Origin of the sequence: Brevundimonas sp. (assembly GCF_036677305.1) — a bacterium.
GTDB lineage: Bacteria > Pseudomonadota > Alphaproteobacteria > Caulobacterales > Caulobacteraceae > Brevundimonas.
In genome coordinates this window covers 1-10468 of sequence record NZ_JAKFEB010000054.1, presented here as the reverse complement: position 1 = coordinate 10468, position 10468 = coordinate 1, and the positions used below count along the sequence as shown (strand labels likewise).

The window sequence follows — 10468 nt, the reverse complement described above, 5'->3', positions numbered from 1 at the left end:
ACTTGGTCTTGATCGTCGAGCCCAGGGCCGTGACGGCCGAGATGATGACGACGGCGATGAGGGCGGCGATCAGGCCGTATTCGATGGCCGTGGCGCCCGACTCGTCGGACATGAATTTCGAAACGAACTTGGTCATGGCTGAAATCCTTCTGATTAAGCGAGCAGTGTTGACACCCGGGGTCGTCGGTTATGCCCGCTTGACCCCCCTAACAGCTTCACCATGGAGATCGCCGATTAAGGGCGAGTAAAACGGGAGGCGTGGAAACGCGATTGCTTTATTGACGCCGCGTTTACTATGCCGTGTCCCACGGCTGCATGATTTCAGACTTTGTTGAGGTTTGCGGGGCAGTGTCCGGCCCATGCTTACGCGCGCGCCCGTTCACTGGAAGTCGACGCCCATGATCCGCTCCGTTCCCTCTGCAGCCCGGCTCGCCGCCGTCCTGGCCGGCATTGCCTTTCTGGCTGTTCCAGCGGCTGTCGCCGCCCAGTCAGCGCGGCTCAGCGTCGAGATTGATCAGGCCGCGCGCGTGCAACTGCGCGGGCCGGCCGGTTCGGTGATCGTCGGCAATCCGCTGATCGCGGATGTGACGGTGGTGGATTCCAACACCCTGTACATCACCGGCAAGGGCTACGGCGTGACCGAGATCGTGGCCGTCGACAGCATCGGCCGCACCGTCTTCCAGAGCGAGGTCGTCGTCACCGCCGGTTCGGGCGCGGGCCGGGTCCGCGTCTGGCGCGGCGGCCAGGCCACCGAGATGGCCTGCGCAGCTTCCTGTTCCCCATCAGTGCGGGGAACCAGCGGCCCCACGGCGCCGACCCCCTGACCGGGTACTGGCCGATGCGTGCTCGACAGCCCCGCCTTCCGGCAACCCGCCGCGGCTTCTTCGCTCGTCTGCTGGCGGCGCGGGACGGTTCGGCCGCGGTCGAGTTCGCCATGGTCGCCCTGCCCTTCGGCATGATGCTGTTCGCCATCCTGGAGCTGGGCCTCGTCTTCGTGACGGACTCGGTGCTGGAGAACGCCGCCATCGAAACGGGCCGGCTGATCCGCACGGGCCAGGCCAGCGACCAGAGCATGACGGCCGCCCAGTTCAAGACCTCCCTCTGCGGCCGGATGAGCATCTTCGCCCCCGACTGCGCCGCCCGCGCCTCCGTCGACGTCCGGGTCATTCCGCAGTTCGCCGTGACGCCGCCGGATCCCATGGCGGGCGGGACGTTCAACACCGGCTCCCTGACCTATTCCAACGGCAATCCGGGAGACCTCGTCCTGGTGCGGGTCTGGTATCGGCAGCCGCTGGTGACGACATTCCTGACCCAGGGGCTGTCCCGGATGAACGACGGCGCCGCCATGCTGACCGCCACCACCGCGTTCAGGAATGAACCGGCATGAGGCGCAAGGGGCTCATATCCCGCCTGGTCGGCGACGAGCGGGGCGTATCCGCGGTCGAATTCGCCATGATCGCCCCGGTCATGATCGCCTTCTATTTCGGCATGGCTGAGTTCTGTCAGGGCTATATGGCCCAGAAGCGCATGGGCCACGTCTCGGCCATGGTGGCGGACCTGGTCGCACAGGAAGAAACCCTGACCACGGCCAATCTGGATGACATCTTCCAGATCGGCGGGCTGATCATGAAGCCGTTCTCCACCACCACGCTGCAGCAGCGCGTCAGCAGCGTGACCCAGACGGCGGGCGTCGCCCGGGTCACCTGGAGCCGCGGTCGCGGCGTTGCGGGGCGCGCGGTCAATGAGACGATCGTCCTGCCTGCGGGGCTGATCTCGAACGGAGAAAGCATCATCGTGTCGGAGGCCACCTACGACTACGATTCGCCCGTCGACTATCTGATGCCCGCGGTGACGCGGTTCTCGCACATCTATTATCTGAGGCCGCGCACGGTCGACAACGTGGCCTGCACCAACTGCTAGACGCCGGTCAGGGCCTCGCGAAGGGCCCGGATCTTGGCGTCGGTTTCCGCCAGTTCAGCCTCGGGTTCGCTGTCGGCGACGATGCCCGCGCCGGCCAGGGCGCGAAAACGCCAGCCGTCGGCGGATCGCCGGAAGGATGCGGTGCGGATCAGGACCGAAGCCGTCATCCGGCCGTCGACCTCGATGTGGAACAGGCTGCCGCACCAGGGACCGCGGGGCGGCTCGTGGCCGGCGATCACCTTCATGGCCTGATGCTTGGGCGCGCCGGTGATCGAGCCGGGCGGGAAGGTCGCCGCCAGCAGGTTGGCGGGACCGGCGCCGTCCCTCGCCCGGCCTGAAACCGTCGAGACCAGATGGTGGACGGTCGGATGGCTTTCGATCTCGAACAGCCGGTCGACCACGACCGAACCGGGGTCGGCGATGCGCGCCAGATCGTTGCGCATCAGATCGACGATCATCAGGTTTTCGGCCCGGTCCTTGGCGCTGGCGCCGAGTTCAGCGGCGAGGGCGGCGTCGCGCGCCGGATCGGGATCGCGCGGGCGGGTGCCCTTGATGGGCCGGGTCTCGATCCGCCGCGTCCCGGGATCGAAGGTGAGGAACAGTTCGGGCGAGTTCGAGACGATCGCCAGATCGCCCAGCCGCCAGTAGGCGCCGTAGGCCGCGGCCCGATGCGAGAGGCCGAGGACGACGTCGAAGGGGTCGGCCCCGGGAACCAGGTCCCCTGACCAGGCGCGGGCGATATTGGCCTGGAACAGTTCGCCGGCGGCGATTCGCTCGACGACATCGGCCACGGCGTCGACATAGGCCCCGGGCGGCGCCTCGGCTTCGAACGAGGCCGCGGGAGCCGCGGGGCGGACCGGGTCGCACGCGGCGGACAGCCAAGCCTCGGCCCGGTCGGCGGCGGCGCGGGCGGATCCGGCGTCGCCGCCCCGTCCGATCGCCCTAACCACGCGGTCGCGGTGATCGAAGGCCAGCATGGCCGGATAGCGGGCCAGCATCAGGTCGGGCCATACCCCGGGGCGCGGACCGGTGGCGGCGCGGGCGCCCGCGTCATAGGCGATCAGGCCGACGATTCCGGCCTCGAAGGGCGGCGTCCCCAGGGGATTCAATCCGCCGTCGGCGGGCAGCGGCCCGACGTGGACCTGATCCGGTTCGGCTGCGACGAACGACCAGCGACCCAGTGCTCCGCCGTCCGAGAGGAGAGCCAGGGGGCCGTCGAGATGTCTGACGCCGTTGGCGACCGCGAGTGGATCGCGCCAGGGCCCGGTGCGGGTTTCGACGACCCGGGACGTCACGCCGCCAGCCGCTCGCCGATGCGGTCGCGCAAGGACGCGTCGACCCCCAGGGCCTGTTCCAGATAGGCGTCGACCGAACCGGACCGGGCGGCGATCTCGGCCAGGGCGGTTTCCAGATAGACCGGCTCAACGCCCAGGAAGGCCACGACGGCGTCGTGCGACGCGGCGCGGCCGGTCATCGCCTCGAGCTGGCGGGCGATGCCCGGGGCCCGGCGCTCCAGGTCCACGGCGGTGTTGGTCAGCAGATAGTCGGCGACCATGTCGTCGGGATGGACGTCCAGCAGATGGTGGGTCAGGGCGGCCAGCATGCCGGTGCGGTCCTTGCCGGCCGCGCAGTGGATCAGGACCGGCCCGTCGGTCTCGCCCAGGACGCGGAAATAGCGGGCGAACAGGTCGAGGTGCGACGGCTCGAAAGGCAGATGGCGATAGGTCTCGGTCATGAAGCGCCTTCCCGAGTCAGGCGTCAGGTCGGCGGTCTTGAGGAAGGTGAGGTGCGGGGCCTCGCCGCCGTCGTCATGGTCGCTTTCGATGACGGCGCCGGTGAAGCCGGCGGGGCGTTTGGAGGGCTGGTCGCGCCGCTCCGAGGGACGGCGCAGGTCGACGATGGCGGCGATCCCCAGGGTGTCGAGGCGGTCGAGGTCGGCGGCGGTGACCCGCGCCTGGTGACCCGAACGGAACAGCCGCCCCGGCGCGACATGCCGGGCGGCCCCTGCGGCGTAGTCGCCGTAGTCCCGGAAATTGTCGAGGGCGTCGAAGCGGTGGATGCGGCCGGTCATGGCGGCCTTCTAGCCGAGGCGGACGCCTCTAACCACTCTTGCCGACCAGACCCTGCATGGCGTCCAGATAGGCGACGAAGGCTTTCCGGCCGACGGCGGTCATCGACGCCTCGGTCAGCGGCTTGCGGCCCTCGAACCGCTTGGTCACGGCGACGAAGCCGGCGTCCTCGAGCTTGCGCAGATGGACAGACAGATTGCCGTCGGTGGTCTGCAACCGCGCCTTCAGTTCGTTGAAGTTCGCGCTGCCGACCCCTGACAGGAAGGCCATGATGCCCAACCGGATGCGGCCGTGGATCACATCGTCGATCCGGGCGATGTCAAAATCGTCTCCCACGGCTCAGGCCGCATCAGCGGGTTCGCGGCGCATGAGCACCAGGCCAGGCACGAGGGCGGTCGCCACCATGAGCGCGGCGAAGGCCAGGTAGAGGGCGGTCTCGCCGATCAGGAAGCCGAACAGGACTGCGCCGGCATAGGCGATCAGGCCAGTCACGGTCATCCAGCGCTGCCCGGTCGCCGCCCCCGAACCGATCCAGGCCGAGCCGTAGGCTGTCGCCACGATGCTGGGCATGGCCCACATCATGGTCCAGTCGCCGCTCTTGAAACCGATGGCCATCAGGCTCAGCCACATCACGAAGATGCCGAAGCCGATGCCCGACCAGGCCGCGGCCACGGCCTTGTTGCCGTGCGACCCGGAACCCGGCTTCCGGCTGGCGCGCGGGATCAGGACGAACAGGGCGATCGCGAAGACGGCGCCCGCCGCCAGCCAGAGCCACAGCTGGGCCATGGGGTCGACATCAATGAGGCCGGTCATGATCGCCCACTGACCCAGATTGGCCACGCCGAAGACGAGGGCTGCAGCGACCAGGATGGGGCCGTTCAGCAGCGGCGCATCGCGCCCTTCTTCAGCCAGACGGCGCATCCAGGCGATGTCGGCGGCGGGATCTTCGGTGTTCTCGGTCATGGGTCTTTCGTCCTTACAGGCGACGGCCAAGGGCCAGCCAGAGCCCGGGAATCAGGGCCACGAGGGCAAGCGCGCAAGCGTAGATCAGATAGGGGTCCGGCGTCCCGAAGCGCAGGGCGATCCCCGCGACGCCGGCGAAGGCGGCGGCGGCCAGCGCCGCCATATTGAGGTTTCCGGCGCGCGCCGCCGCGAGGGTCCAGGCGAAGCCGTAGAGGCCAAGGCCGACGGCCGAGGTCCAGCGCATCATTTCCCAGTCGCCCGTGGCGACCGACAGGCCCGCCAGCGCCAGGGCCGCGCCGATGTGGATCAGGATGGCGAGACGCGACCAGCCGGCGACCCGGCGGCCCGCCTCGCCGCCTGCGCGCCGCAGGCGGAACAGGCCGGTCAGGAAGACGCCGACCGCGACCGGCCAGCTGAGACCAAGCGCCGCCGGATGCCAGCCCAGGGCGCCGCTCATGACCCCCCACTGGATCAGATTGGCCGCGCCGAAGGTCACGCCGGCCAGGGCCAGGATACGGCCCGCGCAGACCGGAACGGTGGGCAGGGGGCGGGTCGCGGCGAGATCGAAGGCGACGGCGGACATGTCTGAAATCTCCCTGTTCGGCTCCTTCTCTCATACGTACTTTGAAATGTAAAGTGCTTCGTTATGCGCGGCGAAACACAGGCGAACGGAAAAGCGGCGCCCGGAGCGCGCTTCGTCAGGGGAGGCCGGCCTCGAAGGCTTGATCAGGGAGGCGTGCGCATGCGTCAGTTGCAGGCGTAGCCGGAAGAGGCCGCCCATTGACCATGACCTTCGCCCGCATCGCCTATGAGGCGCTGGAGGTCTGCAACGGCGTGACCATGGCCGCGATCGAGGCGGCGGTCGCGCGGACGGGACTCGCCGCGGGGGCGGAGGCGCTGGATATCGGCGCCGGGAACGGCGCCGTGGCGATCCGGCTGGCAGAGGTGTTCGGCCTGGGCGTGACGGCGATCGAGATGGATCCGGGCATGGCGCTGCTGGCGCGCGCCCGGATCGCCGAAGCGGGAGCCGGGGATCGTGTGGCCCTGGTCGTGGCCGCCTCGGCCGAGGTTCTGGCCCGGACGCCGCCGGTCGATCTGATCACGGCGCTGGGAACGACGAACATCACCGGCGAGGGTCGGCCGACGCCGGAGGCCGGGTTCGTCGCGCTGCACGGGGCCCTGAAGCCGGCCGGATGGCTGTTGTGGGGCGACCTGGTCTGGTTGTCCGAGCCTCCTGCTCCACTGCGCCAGATCGTCGAGGCGACCAATGTCTACGCCGATCACGCGGGCTGGCAGGCCGCCGCGCGGGCCGCCGGTTTTGCGGTGTTCATGGCGGAACTATCCCCCCGGGCCGTGTTCGATGACTACGCGCGGGGCCTGACCGCCGCGGCGCGGCGATGGCTGGACGCGAACCCGGCGGCGCCCGAAGCCGGGACGGTGCAGCGCAGCGCCGACCGGGTCCAGGCCATGCTGGACTACGGGCGGGATCACATCGGTTTCGGCCTGTATCTTCTGCGCAAGACGGGCTGAACGGCGGTCAGGCGGTGCGGATGACGCCGCCCCGCGCCTCGACCGGCCAGGGCGTCAGCCGGGCGCCCGCGCAGGGGCCGCCGACACAGGCGCCGGACAGGGGTTCGAACACCGCGCCGTGCCACCCGCACAGGATCAGGGACCCGTCCGGGATCAGGTATTTGTCCAGTTCGATCGCCAGCGGAAAGCCCTGATGCGGGCAGCGGTCGACATAGCCCGCGACCTGGCCGTCCTTGCGCACCACGAAGCCGTGAAAGAAGGCCTCGCCGATCTGCAGCACGAAGCCGCGCGAGCCGGGATCGGCGATATCGGCCTCGGCGCACAGGGCCACATTCGGCGGCGTGGTCCAGACGCGTTTGCGTTCGGAAGGGGCCGGCGCGTCGCTCAATGGCGCTCGGCCTTGAGCGGGCGCGACAGCAGGTTGTCGATCACGGCCTCGACCGTGGTCTCGCCGTTCAGCAGGGCGGCGACGGCGAGGGAGATGGGCATGTCGACGCCCATCTTCGCCGCGAGCTCGCGCACGGCGGGCGCGCTTTCATAGCCTTCGGCGACCGAGCGCTTTCCAGCCAGGGCCTGTTCGACCGTCTGGCCCTGGCCGAGGGCGAGGCCCAGGCTCATATTGCGCGACTGGGGGCTGGAGCAGGTCAGGACCAGGTCGCCCAGGCCGCACAGGCCGGCGACGGTCTCGGCCTGACCGCCCAGGGCGACGCCCATGCGGGTCATTTCGGCGAAGCCGCGGGTGATCAGGGCGGCGTGGGCGCTGCGGCCCAGACCGCGGCCCTCGGCCATGCCGCAGGCGATGGCCAGCACGTTCTTGATGGCGCCGCCCACCTCGGCCCCGATCAGGTCGGAGGCCAGATAGGGCCGGAAGCCGGGGGCGGACAGGGTCCACATCAGTTCCTCGCCGAGGGCCTCGTCGGCGCAGGCCAGGGTGACGGCGCTGGGCAGGCCGCGCGCGACCTCGGCCGCGAAACTGGGGCCGGACAGGACGGCGGCGGGCGCGTTCGGCAGGGTCTCGGCCAGGACGTCGGTCATCAGCTTCAACGAGCCGCGCTCGATGCCCTTGGAGCAGAGGATGACCGGCACGCCCGGCCGGTGGTGGGCGGCGAAGGCCGTCAGGGTGGAGCGCATATGCTGGGCCGGCGGCACGGCCAGGATGACGTCGCAGGCGGCGAGGTCGGCCAGATCGGCGGTGACGGAGATGTGGTCGTCCAGCGTGATCCCGGGCAGGAAGGCCTCGTTGACGCGGCGGGCGCGGATGCTTTCGACGACCTCGGGCTCGCGCGCCTGAAGCAGGACCTCGAGGCCGGCCCAGCCGGCGACCTGGGCCAGGGCGGTGCCCCAGGCGCCGGCGCCGATCACTCCCGCGGTTTTGAACTGCATGCGTCTTCCCTAGGCCTTGGCGCCCTTGCGGCCCGGCGGATGGACCGGGTCGGCGAGCGCGCTCTGTTCGTCCAGCGGCCAGCGCGGCCGGGCGGCGGTATCGATGTCGGAGGTCAGGCCCTTCTGCAAGCGCTCTGCGCCGGCGAGGGCGATCATGGCCGCGTTGTCTGTGCAGTAGGCCATGGGCGGGGCGAGGAAGGAAAAGCCGTTGGCGGCGGCGGTCGCCTCCAGCGTGGCGCGGACGGTGCGGTTCGCCGCGACGCCGCCGGCGACGACGAACAGGCGGTGGTCGTGGCGTTCGGCGTAGGCCTTGAGCGCGCGGTCCGAGCGTTCGCTGAGCTGGCGCGCGATGGCGGTCTGGACGGCGTCGGCGAGGTCGGCGCGGTCCTGATCGGTTTCGCAGGCCTGGGCCAGGCGCGAGGCGGCGGTCTTGAGGCCCGAGAAGGAGAAGTCGCAGTCCTTGCGGCCGAGAAGCGCGCGCGGCAGGTCGAAACGGGCGCCGTCGCCAGTCGCGGCCAGCTTCTCGAGGGCCGGGCCGCCCGGATAGCCGAGACCCAGGGCCTTGGCGATCTTGTCGAAGGCCTCGCCCGCGGCGTCGTCGATGGTGGTGCCCAGCCGGCTCATGTCGCCGACGCCGCGCACCTCCAGCAGCTGGCAGTGGCCGCCCGAGACCAGAAGAAGCAGGAAGGGATAGTCGACCATGGCCCCGAGCCGGGCCGAGACGGCGTGACCCTCGAGGTGGTTGACGGCGATCAGCGGCAGGTCGCGGGCCAGGGCCACGGCCTTGCCGAAACTGAGGCCGACCATGACGCCGCCGACGAGACCGGGCCCCGCGGTGGCGGCCACGCCGTCGAGGGCGTCGTAGGAGAGGCCGGCCTCGTCCATGGCGCGGCGGACGACGCCGTCGATCATCTCGACGTGGCTGCGGGCGGCGATTTCGGGCACCACGCCGCCGAAGGCCGCGTGATCGTCGATCTGGCTGTGCACGACGGACGACAGGACGGTCGCCTCGCCGTCGGGCGACAGGCGTACGATCGAGGCGGCGGTTTCGTCGCAGCTGGTCTCGATGCCGAGCACCGTCAGGTCGCCGGGCGGAATGCCGCGCCGGGCGTCGGTTGCCCGGCTCCCTTCGCTGCTATAGTCGGCGGGCCTGTCCATCGGGTCGAGGTAGCGACCCCGTTCACCCGGCGCAACGACTCTCATGGCTCACCTCGTCCGCATCGGCACCCGCCGCTCGAAACTGGCGATGACCCAGTCGGGCATGATGCAGCGCGCCATCGGCCACGCCCTGGGCGTCGCGGACGCCGATCTGGCCGAGGCCGTGCCGCTGGTCGAGATCGTCACCACCGGCGACCGGGTGCAGGACCGCCGGCTGATGGAGATCGGCGGCAAGGCGCTGTTCACGAAGGAGATCGAGGAGGCGCTGGCCGAGGGCCGCGTCGATGTGGCGGTCCATTCGATGAAGGACGTCCCCGCCGAACAGCCCGCCGGACTGTGCATCGCCGCCGTGCCGCCGCGCGAGGACGCCCGTGACGCCTTCGTCAGCGAGACCTTCGCGACCTTCGCGGAATTGCCGATGGGCGCGCGGCTGGGGACGGCCTCGCTGCGGCGGCAGGCCCAGGCCCTGGCGCTGCGGCCGGACCTGACGATCGAGATGCTGCGCGGCAATGTCGACACCCGGCTGCGCAAACTGGCCGAGGGCGAGTTCGACGCGATCCTGCTGGCCGTTTCGGGGCTGAACCGGCTGGGGTTCGAGAGCGTGATCCGGGAGCGGCTGTCGCTCGACCATTTCGTACCGGCGCCAGGACAGGGGGCGCTGGCCCTGCAGACGCGGGTCGAGGACACGGGCGCGGCCTGGGTCGCGGCCCTGAACGATCCGATGACGGCGCTGGCCGTGGCGGCCGAACGCGGCGCGATGACGGCGCTGGAGGGCTCGTGCCGCACCGCCGTCGGCGCCTATGCCGAAGTCGCCGGCGACCGCCTGCGCCTGACCACGGAGATGCTGGCGCCCGACGGCTCGGCGCGCTGGCGGCGGGCGGCTGAGATGGCCGATATCAACGGGCGGGACGCCATGGCGCAGGCGCGGGCCATGGGGCTGGCGCTGGGGGCCGAGGTTCACGCCGGGGCCGGCGATCAGAGGACGCCGTCCTGAGGCCGATCCGGAGAGTCTGGGTCACCCGCGCCGAACCGGGCGCCGCGCGCACCGCCGATCGTCTGGCCGCGTCGGGGTTCGAGCCCATCGTCGCGCCCGTGCTGGAGATCCGCCCTCTTGCGCCCGTCGTCGAACTGGGCGGGGCGGCGGCCCTGGCCTTCACCAGCCGGAACGGGGTCGACGCCTTCGCCGGCTTGAGTCGGGAGCGCGACCTGCCGGTCTTCACCGTCGGCGACGCCACGGCCGAGGCAGCGCGGGAAAGCGGGTTCGGGCGGGTCCGGTCCGCCGGCGGGGCCCTGGCCGATCTGGCGGCGTTGTTGATCGCCGAGGCGCCCCGGCCGGGGCTGCTGCTGGTCCCCGGGGCGCTGGAGCCGGCGGGCGATCTGGCCGCCCTGCTCTCCGGCCGCATCCGGGTCCGGGCGCTGCCGGTCTATGAAGCGGTGGAAACCGG

At 70.7% G+C, this 10468-nt stretch carries 15 protein-coding genes; 6 read left to right on the top strand and 9 right to left on the bottom strand.

The window, feature by feature from the left end:
* On the bottom strand, positions 1–136 hold a 136-nt coding region (locus tag V6M42_RS03390; protein ID WP_332677166.1), incomplete at its 3' end, for a Flp family type IVb pilin.
* A gap of 262 nt (positions 137–398) precedes the next feature.
* Between V6M42_RS03390 and V6M42_RS03385 the strand changes: the two genes are divergently transcribed.
* Genes V6M42_RS03385 through V6M42_RS03375 form a run of 3 tightly spaced genes read left to right on the top strand, consistent with a single transcriptional unit; the run spans position 399 to position 1920 of the window.
* Entirely contained in the window at positions 399–824 is a 426-nt protein-coding gene (locus V6M42_RS03385) for a pilus assembly protein N-terminal domain-containing protein (RefSeq protein ID WP_332677162.1), read from the top strand.
* 14 nt (positions 825–838) lie between these two features.
* Positions 839–1387: a TadE/TadG family type IV pilus assembly protein gene (locus V6M42_RS03380; protein WP_332677160.1), complete on the top strand. Its 549-nt coding sequence runs from the start codon at positions 839–841 to the stop codon at positions 1385–1387.
* Positions 1384–1920, top strand: a complete 537-nt coding sequence (locus V6M42_RS03375; RefSeq protein ID WP_332660183.1) for a TadE/TadG family type IV pilus assembly protein — start codon at positions 1384–1386, stop codon at positions 1918–1920. Before V6M42_RS03380 ends, V6M42_RS03375 begins: the two co-directional genes overlap by 4 nt.
* On the opposite strand, the gene V6M42_RS03370 is transcribed toward V6M42_RS03375, so the two are convergent.
* Genes V6M42_RS03370 through V6M42_RS03350 form a run of 5 tightly spaced genes read right to left on the bottom strand, consistent with a single transcriptional unit; the run spans position 1917 to position 5535 of the window.
* Positions 1917–3215, bottom strand: coding sequence for an anthranilate synthase component I family protein (locus tag V6M42_RS03370; protein ID WP_332677158.1), 1299 nt, complete (start codon positions 3213–3215; stop codon positions 1917–1919). The genes V6M42_RS03375 and V6M42_RS03370 overlap by 4 nt on opposite strands.
* Positions 3212–3991 (bottom strand): tyrosine-protein phosphatase, encoded by a 780-nt coding sequence (locus tag V6M42_RS03365; protein WP_332660179.1) that lies wholly within the window; start codon positions 3989–3991, stop codon positions 3212–3214. The genes V6M42_RS03370 and V6M42_RS03365 overlap by 4 nt, the downstream gene beginning before the upstream one ends.
* Before the next feature lie 28 nt (positions 3992–4019).
* Positions 4020–4325: a winged helix-turn-helix domain-containing protein gene (locus tag V6M42_RS03360; RefSeq protein WP_332660177.1), complete on the bottom strand. Its 306-nt coding sequence runs from the start codon at positions 4323–4325 to the stop codon at positions 4020–4022.
* 3 nt (positions 4326–4328) lie between these two features.
* The gene (locus V6M42_RS03355) at positions 4329–4952 is read right to left on the bottom strand and encodes a hypothetical protein (RefSeq protein ID WP_332677156.1); all 624 of its coding nucleotides are present in this window, start codon (positions 4950–4952) and stop codon (positions 4329–4331) included.
* Between the two features lie 13 nt (positions 4953–4965).
* On the bottom strand, positions 4966–5535 hold the full coding sequence (locus tag V6M42_RS03350) for a hypothetical protein (protein WP_332677154.1): 570 nt from the start codon (positions 5533–5535) through the stop codon (positions 4966–4968).
* Between the two features lie 203 nt (positions 5536–5738).
* On the opposite strand from V6M42_RS03350, the gene V6M42_RS03345 reads away from it, so the two are divergent.
* Positions 5739–6482 carry an SAM-dependent methyltransferase gene (locus V6M42_RS03345; RefSeq protein WP_332677164.1) on the top strand — a complete coding sequence of 248 codons (744 nt, stop codon included), beginning with the start codon at positions 5739–5741 and terminating at the stop codon, positions 6480–6482.
* A 7-nt stretch (positions 6483–6489) separates the two neighbouring features.
* Here the strand turns inward: V6M42_RS03345 and V6M42_RS03340 are convergent, their stop codons facing one another.
* The 3 genes from V6M42_RS03340 to tsaD are packed head-to-tail and all read right to left on the bottom strand — an operon-like array spanning position 6490 to position 9023.
* Positions 6490–6870: a Rieske (2Fe-2S) protein gene (locus tag V6M42_RS03340; protein ID WP_332677152.1), complete on the bottom strand. Its 381-nt coding sequence runs from the start codon at positions 6868–6870 to the stop codon at positions 6490–6492.
* A complete protein-coding gene (locus V6M42_RS03335) occupies positions 6867–7865 on the bottom strand; it encodes an NAD(P)H-dependent glycerol-3-phosphate dehydrogenase (RefSeq protein ID WP_332677150.1) in 999 nt (332 codons plus the stop codon). The genes V6M42_RS03340 and V6M42_RS03335 overlap by 4 nt, the downstream gene beginning before the upstream one ends.
* A 9-nt stretch (positions 7866–7874) precedes the next feature.
* Entirely contained in the window at positions 7875–9023 is a 1149-nt protein-coding gene (gene tsaD / locus V6M42_RS03330; protein WP_442880916.1) for a tRNA (adenosine(37)-N6)-threonylcarbamoyltransferase complex transferase subunit TsaD, read from the bottom strand.
* A 43-nt stretch (positions 9024–9066) separates the two neighbouring features.
* Here tsaD and hemC point away from each other — a divergent pair, with 43 nt between their 5' ends.
* Both hemC and V6M42_RS03320 read left to right on the top strand, forming a co-directional pair.
* Complete coding sequence (gene hemC, locus V6M42_RS03325; RefSeq protein WP_332677145.1) at positions 9067–10017, top strand: hydroxymethylbilane synthase; 951 nt, start codon at positions 9067–9069, stop codon at positions 10015–10017.
* 98 nt (positions 10018–10115) lie between these two features.
* A partial coding sequence (locus V6M42_RS03320) for a uroporphyrinogen-III synthase (RefSeq protein WP_332677143.1) occupies positions 10116–10468 on the top strand: 353 nt, incomplete at its 3' end.

What these genes read in the sequence shown, in the direction of transcription:
- V6M42_RS03385 (WP_332677162.1), top strand. Translation starts at nt 399, where the DNA reads ATGATCCGCTCCGTTCCCTCTGCAGCCCGGCTCGCCGCCGTCCTGGCC.
- V6M42_RS03380 (WP_332677160.1), top strand. Translation starts at nt 839, where the DNA reads ATGCGTGCTCGACAGCCCCGCCTTCCGGCAACCCGCCGCGGCTTCTTC.
- V6M42_RS03375 (WP_332660183.1), top strand. Translation starts at nt 1,384, where the DNA reads ATGAGGCGCAAGGGGCTCATATCCCGCCTGGTCGGCGACGAGCGGGGC.
- V6M42_RS03365 (WP_332660179.1), bottom strand. Translation starts at nt 3,991, where the DNA reads ATGACCGGCCGCATCCACCGCTTCGACGCCCTCGACAATTTCCGGGAC.
- V6M42_RS03355 (WP_332677156.1), bottom strand. Translation starts at nt 4,952, where the DNA reads ATGACCGAGAACACCGAAGATCCCGCCGCCGACATCGCCTGGATGCGC.
- V6M42_RS03350 (WP_332677154.1), bottom strand. Translation starts at nt 5,535, where the DNA reads ATGTCCGCCGTCGCCTTCGATCTCGCCGCGACCCGCCCCCTGCCCACC.
- V6M42_RS03345 (WP_332677164.1), top strand. Translation starts at nt 5,739, where the DNA reads ATGACCTTCGCCCGCATCGCCTATGAGGCGCTGGAGGTCTGCAACGGC.
- V6M42_RS03335 (WP_332677150.1), bottom strand. Translation starts at nt 7,865, where the DNA reads ATGCAGTTCAAAACCGCGGGAGTGATCGGCGCCGGCGCCTGGGGCACC.
- tsaD (WP_442880916.1), bottom strand. Translation starts at nt 9,023, where the DNA reads ATGGACAGGCCCGCCGACTATAGCAGCGAAGGGAGCCGGGCAACCGAC.
- hemC (WP_332677145.1), top strand. Translation starts at nt 9,067, where the DNA reads ATGGCTCACCTCGTCCGCATCGGCACCCGCCGCTCGAAACTGGCGATG.